Raw genomic sequence first — 5,496 nt, 5'->3', positions numbered from 1 at the left:
GACAAGCCGCTCACCGGCGACGAGCGCACGCTGTGCATCGCGCTCGGCAAGCGCCTGGCCGAAACCGCCGTGAAGCTGGCAGCATGAGCCGCCCGGCGAGGAACCCGCGCAGCGGGATCGAGGGCCGGCGCATGCTGCCGGAAGCCGGACGCATGAAAACCCTGCAAATCGTCTCCAGCGTCAGCCTGATTGCGCTGATTTTCCTTTGCCTGGCGTGGGAACTGGCGCTGGCGCCGATCCGCCCCGGCGGTTCCTCGCTGGCGCTCAAGGCGCTGCCGCTGTTGCTGCCGCTGATGGGCATCCTGAAAGGCCGCCGCTATACCTATCAATGGGCGCCGATGCTGGTGCTGGCCTACTTCAGCGAAGGCGTGGTGCGCGCATGGTCGGATACCGGCCTGTCGGCATGGCTCGCCGGCGCCGAGGTCGCGCTGTCGGTGGCGTTCTTCTTCGCCGCGATCTATTACGCCAAGTTCAGCGCGCCGTCGCGGCAGGCGCAATAAAAAACGCCCCGCGGGGCGTTTTTCATTCGGCATGGCTCACACCTGCGGATGCGCGCGCTCGCGTTTGCTGTGCAGCTTGTTGAGCGCGTGCAGATAGGCCTTGGCCGAAGCCACCACGATGTCGGTATCGGCGCCCTGGCCGTTGACCACGCGCCCGTCCTGCGCCAGCCGCACCGTCACCTCGCCCTGCGCGTCGGTGCCGCTGGTGATGTTGTTGACCGAATACAGCAGCAGGTCGGCGCCGCTGTTGACCACCGATTCGAGCGCCTTGAACGTCGCATCGACCGGGCCCGAGCCATCTCCCGCGGCCTGTTTCTCGGCGCCCTCGTCGGTGAACACCAGTTGCGCGTGCGGGACTTCGCCGGTTTCGGAACACACTTTCATCGATACCAGCTTGTAGCGTTCATGCCCGGCGGCGTAGCCTTCGTCGGACACCAGCGCCTGCAGGTCCTCGTCGAAAATCTCGCGCTTCTTGTCGGCCAGATCCTTGAAGCGGGCGAACGCGGCGTTGAGCGCTTCCTCGCTGTCGAGCACGATGCCGAGCTCGGAAAGCTTGGTCTTGAACGCGTTGCGGCCCGACAGCTTGCCGAGCGTCAGCCGATTGGCGTGCCAGCCGACATCTTCCGCGCGCATGATTTCGTAGGTCTCGCGGTGCTTCAGCACGCCGTCCTGGTGGATGCCCGATTCGTGGGCGAAGGCGTTGGCGCCGACGATGGCCTTGTTCGGCTGCACCGGGTAGCCAGTGATGGTGGAAACGAGCTTGGAGGCCGGCACGATCTGGGTGGCGTCGATGCGCGTGTCGCAATTGAACACGTCGCGGCGGGTGCGCACCGCCATCACGATCTCTTCCAGCGAAGCGTTGCCGGCGCGCTCGCCCAGCCCGTTGATGGTGCACTCGACCTGGCGCGCGCCGTTCATCACCGCGGCGAGCGAGTTGGCGACCGCCATGCCGAGGTCGTTGTGGCAGTGGGTCGACCAGATCACCTTGTCGGAGCCGGGCACGCGCTCGATCAGCTGCTTCATGCGCTCGCCCCACAGCGCGGGGATTGAATAGCCGACGGTGTCGGGCACGTTGATGGTGGTGGCGCCGGCCTTGATCACCTCGGCGAAGATGCGCACCAGGAAATCCATGTCGGAGCGCACCGCGTCCTCGGCCGAGAATTCGACGTCGTCGGTGTATTCGCGCGCGAGCCTGACTGCCTTCACCGCCGCCTCGACCACCTGGTCGGGCTGCATGCGCAGCTTCTTTTCCATGTGGATCGGGCTGGTGGCGATGAAGGTGTGGATGCGCCCCGACCTGGCCGGCTTGATCGCGCCGCCCGCCGCGTGGATGTCGCGCTCGTTGGCGCGCGCCAGCGAACAGACGGTCGAATCCTGGATCGCTTCGGCAATCGCGCGGATGGCATCGGCGTCGCCCGGGCTGGCCGCGGCAAAGCCGGCCTCGATCACGTCGACGCCGAGTTTTTCCAGCTGGCGCGCGATGCGCAGCTTTTCCTCCCGGGTCATCGACGCGCCGGGGCTTTGCTCGCCGTCGCGCAAGGTGGTGTCAAAAATAAACAAACGGTCGTTCATGGCTGGCTCCATGGAGGGTCGGCGTCGCGTTCAGGTGCGGGATGCCGACGCATTATATAAGTCTGCCGCATGCAGCTCGCGGCGCGGGGGTACTGCTCGGGGGAAGGGGGTTCAATGTGCGCGCGCGACGCGCAGCAGCAGGCCGCCGAACAGAAGGCTCGGCAGGCAGAGGAGGAAGGACGGTTGCGTCTGATTAGACATGGTCTAAATTCTATCTATTTTTCGCTGCCCTGCAAGGGGGACGGTTTTTTGCGATGCAGCAGCTTCCACAGCGCATCGCCATAGCCCGACAGGCCATACAGCACGAACACGCCGAACAGCACTTCGGGCGGGCTGGTCGACACCAGGATGAAGGCCAGCACAATCAGCAGGATGGCGAAGAAGGGCACGCTTTTCCTGAGGTTGATCTCCTTGCCGCTGTAATAGCGGAAGTTGCTGACCATGGACAGCCCGCCAAACAGGGCCAGCGCGGTGGCGAGCCAGCGCACATCCTGGCCCGGCACGCCGTATTCGACCATCACCCAGACGAAGCCTGCGATCAACGCCGCGGCAGACGGGCTGGGCATGCCCTGGAAGAAGCGCTTGTCGGTGACGGCGTCGAGCTGGGTGTTGAAGCGCGCCAGGCGCAGGGCGGCGCCGGCGCAATAGACGAAGGCGGCGATCCAGCCGAGCTTGCCCATGCCCTGCAGGGCGAACTCGTAGATCACCAGTGCGGGCGCGACGCCGAACGACACCATGTCCGACAGGCTGTCGTACTCGGCGCCGAAGGCGCTTTGCGTGTGCGTCATGCGGGCGACGCGGCCGTCGAGGCCGTCGAGCACCATGGCGATGAAGATGGCCACCGCGGCATGCTCGAAACGTCCGTTCATCGCCTGCACCACGGCATAGAAGCCGGCGAACAGCGCCCCGGTGGTGAACAGGTTGGGCAGCAGGTAGATGCCACGGTCACGCATCCGCGGTCGCTTCGATTCGGTCTTGCGGTGGTGGAATTCGAGCATGGCGAACCTAGGGCGTGTTAACGCTAATTTCGCGCCCGCGTTGCCGCGAGAAAGCGATGGATGCAAGGCGCGTCGCGCCGGCAAGGGCCATCCCTTGCCAAGCGGCGCAACGCCGCAGACGCGCTTTCTCGCGGCAACCCGGAGGGACGGGCTGATTCGGGCGCATGCCTTTGTCGCGAGCCGCTTGCAGTGAACGACACTGCAGCGCGCCTCGCTTCGCGGCCCGCATCCCGAATCGGCCTCGTCGCGGGCGTGAAATTAGCGTTAACACGCCCTGGCTACCAGCGAGCCAGTATGGTACGCCCGCCGGTCACTTTTTGGCCAATCGAGACCTCGGCGCGCGCCGTCGTCGGCAGATAGACGTCGACCCGCGAACCGAAGCGGATGAAGCCGTAGCGCTGGCCGCGCGCCAGCTTGTCGCCGATGCGCACGTAGCACAGGATGCGCCGCGCGATCAGCCCGGCGATCTGCACGCTCGTCACATCGCCGCGCGCAGACCGTATCCACACCGCGTTGCGTTCGTTTTCGGTGGAGGCCTTGTCGAGATCGGCATTGACGAAGCGGCCCGGCGTGTACCAGCGCCCCTTGACCTCGCCGTCGACCGGGCTCTTGTTGGAATGCACGTTGAACACGTTCATGAACACGCTGATCTTCAGCGCCTCGCGTTCCAGGTAGGGGTCGTTGACCTTTTCCACCACGACGATGCGGCCGTCGGCCGGTGCGATCACCGCATCGGCGTCGGCCGGCGGCAGCCGCGCCGGATCGCGGAAGAACTGCAGCGCGAACGCCGCCCAGATCCAGAACGGAATCGACCACCAGCCGAGCAGCCAGGTGGCGATCAGGGCAGCAGCAAACGCGGCCAGCAAAACCAGCCAGCCCTCGCGGGCGATAAGGGGATGGGTCATGTTTTAGGGGCCAGGGTTTAGGAGCTAAGGGCTAGGGAAAAACGAAGGCGCGGCGCAGCCGCATGCCCCCTAGATCCTAGATCCTAGCCCCTAGTCCCTTAGTTCTTGGACTGGTCGACCAGCTTGTTCTTGCTGATCCACGGCATCATCGCGCGCAGTTTGGCGCCGACGACTTCGATCTGGTGCTCGGCGTTGAGGCGGCGGCGGGCAGTCATCTCGGGGTAGTTGGTGCGGCCTTCGAGGATGAACTGCTTGGCGTAGTTGCCGTTCTGGATGTTGTCCAGGCACTCTTTCATCGCGGCTTTCGACTGCGCGTTGATGACCTTGGGGCCGGTCACGTATTCGCCGTATTCCGCGTTGTTGGAGATCGAGTAGTTCATGTTGGCGATGCCGCCTTCGTACATCAGGTCGACGATCAGCTTCAGTTCGTGCAGGCACTCGAAGTAGGCCATTTCCGGCGCGTAGCCCGCTTCGGTCAGGGTTTCGAAGCCGGCCTTCACCAGGTCGACGCAGCCGCCGCACAGCACAGCCTGTTCGCCGAACAGGTCGGTCTCGGTTTCTTCGCGGAAGGAGGTTTCGATCACGCCGCCCTTGGTGCCGCCGTTGGCGCAGGCATAGGACAGGGCGAGGTCACGCGCCTTGCCGGACTTGTCCTGGTACACCGCGATCAGCGACGGCACGCCGCCGCCCTGGGTGTAGGTCGAGCGCACCAGATGGCCGGGGCCCTTGGGCGCCACCATCACGACGTCGAGGTCGGCGCGCGGGGTGATCTGGTTGTAGTGCACGTTGAAGCCATGGGCGAAAGCGAGCGTCGCACCCTGCTTCAGGTTGGGTTCGATATCGCTGTAATACGTCGCTGCCATCAACTCGTCGGGAATCAGGATCATCACGAAGTCGGCGGCCTTCACGGCATCGGCAATTTCCTTGACGTCGAGCTTGGCCTTCTTGGCCTTGTCCCACGAGGCGCCGCCCTTGCGCAAGCCGACGGTGACTTTCACGCCGGAATCCTTCAGGTTGTTGGCGTGGGCATGGCCCTGCGAGCCGTAGCCGATGATGGCGACCTTGCGCTTCTTGATGAGGGAAAGATCGGCGTCCTTGTCGTAAAAAACTTTCATGTGAATTCCCGGGCAAATAAATAAAAACGGATTGAAAATCAGGCTTTGAGGCTGCGCTCGCCGCGTCCGATGCCGGACGCGCCAGTGCGCACGGTTTCGATGATGAAGGCGGGATCGATCGCCTCCAGGAATGCGTCCAGCTTGGAGCCGGTGCCGGTCAGTTCGATGGTGTAGGTGGCATCGGTGACGTCGATGATGCGGCCGCGGAAGATGTCGGCGGTGCGCTTCATTTCCTCGCGCCCGGCGCCCGTCGCCTTGACCTTGACCAGCATCAGCTCGCGCTCGATGTGGCGGCCCTCGGTCAGGTCCATCACCTTGATCACGTCGACCAGCTTGTTGAGCTGCTTGGTGATCTGCTCAATGACCTCTTCCGAACCCACGGTGACGATGGTCATGCGCGACAGGG

Annotated in this window: 6 protein-coding genes; 1 reads left to right on the top strand and 5 read right to left on the bottom strand. The window is 64.4% G+C overall.

What is annotated here, in order from left to right; translation table 11 throughout:
• Window positions 1-152: 152 nt before the first annotated feature.
• A complete protein-coding gene (locus BGO62_RS13285; protein WP_296638843.1) occupies window positions 153-500 on the top strand; it encodes a DUF2069 domain-containing protein in 348 nt (115 codons plus the stop codon).
• A 36-nt stretch (window positions 501-536) separates the two neighbouring features.
• Here the strand turns inward: BGO62_RS13285 and BGO62_RS13280 are convergent, their stop codons facing one another.
• The 5 genes from BGO62_RS13280 to ilvN all read right to left on the bottom strand — a co-directional run.
• Window positions 537-2,072, bottom strand: a complete 1,536-nt coding sequence (locus BGO62_RS13280) for a 2-isopropylmalate synthase (protein ID WP_296643335.1) — start codon at window positions 2,070-2,072, stop codon at window positions 537-539.
• Window positions 2,073-2,287: 215 nt separating this feature from the next.
• Window positions 2,288-3,070: a CDP-diacylglycerol--serine O-phosphatidyltransferase gene (gene pssA / locus BGO62_RS13275; RefSeq protein ID WP_296643334.1), complete on the bottom strand. Its 783-nt coding sequence runs from the start codon at window positions 3,068-3,070 to the stop codon at window positions 2,288-2,290.
• A gap of 278 nt (window positions 3,071-3,348) precedes the next feature.
• Window positions 3,349-3,975 carry a phosphatidylserine decarboxylase gene (locus BGO62_RS13270; protein WP_296643332.1) on the bottom strand — a complete coding sequence of 209 codons (627 nt, stop codon included), beginning with the start codon at window positions 3,973-3,975 and terminating at the stop codon, window positions 3,349-3,351.
• 98 nt (window positions 3,976-4,073) lie between these two features.
• Window positions 4,074-5,090: a ketol-acid reductoisomerase gene (ilvC, locus tag BGO62_RS13265; RefSeq protein WP_296643331.1), complete on the bottom strand. Its 1,017-nt coding sequence runs from the start codon at window positions 5,088-5,090 to the stop codon at window positions 4,074-4,076.
• Between the two features lie 38 nt (window positions 5,091-5,128).
• Window positions 5,129-5,496: acetolactate synthase small subunit (ilvN, locus tag BGO62_RS13260; protein WP_296643330.1), on the bottom strand; the 368-nt coding region annotated here is incomplete at its 5' end.

It is taken from the genome of Thiobacillus sp. 65-1402 (assembly GCF_001897685.1).
Lineage (GTDB): Bacteria > Pseudomonadota > Gammaproteobacteria > Burkholderiales > Thiobacillaceae > Thiobacillus.
Note: the sequence above shows the minus strand (reverse complement) of the source record. Positions and strands in the feature narration are given on the sequence as shown.

Bases quoted from the DNA above. Each gene is read 5' to 3' on its own strand.
- BGO62_RS13280 (WP_296643335.1), bottom strand. From the start codon at position 2,072: ATGAACGACCGTTTGTTTATTTTTGACACCACCTTGCGCGACGGCGAG.
- pssA (WP_296643334.1), bottom strand. From the start codon at position 3,070: ATGCTCGAATTCCACCACCGCAAGACCGAATCGAAGCGACCGCGGATG.
- BGO62_RS13285 (WP_296638843.1), top strand. From the start codon at position 153: ATGAAAACCCTGCAAATCGTCTCCAGCGTCAGCCTGATTGCGCTGATT.
- ilvC (WP_296643331.1), bottom strand. From the start codon at position 5,090: ATGAAAGTTTTTTACGACAAGGACGCCGATCTTTCCCTCATCAAGAAG.
- BGO62_RS13270 (WP_296643332.1), bottom strand. From the start codon at position 3,975: ATGACCCATCCCCTTATCGCCCGCGAGGGCTGGCTGGTTTTGCTGGCC.